The sequence below is a fragment of the Pseudomonas sp. AC463 genome (assembly GCF_979253585.1).
Map to the genome: position 1 here is coordinate 1 of NZ_CEEDDZ010000598.1, position 272 is coordinate 272.

Consider the following 272-nt stretch of genomic DNA (forward strand, 5'->3'; position numbering starts at 1 on the left):
TACTAAGAGAGATGACGTTGGATAGCACCACAGTTAACAGCCTATTTCTAATCGGGGCCTTAATGGTGGGTGCAAGCATCGCCGTCAGTTCCCTCTCCACACGCTTAGGCGTTCCAATCCTCGTCATCTTTCTTGCAGTGGGCATGCTGGCCGGCGTCGACGGCATCGGCGGTATTGCATTCAACGACTACTCGCTCGCCTACCTGATCAGTAACCTGGCCCTGGCCGTGATCCTGCTCGATGGCGGCATGCGTACGCGCAAGGCGACATTC

At 56.2% G+C, this 272-nt stretch carries 1 protein-coding gene; it reads left to right on the forward strand.

Annotation, left to right across the window (positions count from 1 at the left end):
• Nucleotides 1-62 precede the first annotated feature (62 nt).
• The coding region (locus AC0IYH_RS31600; RefSeq protein WP_471838194.1) for a cation:proton antiporter domain-containing protein at nt 63-272 on the forward strand (210 nt) is incomplete at its 3' end.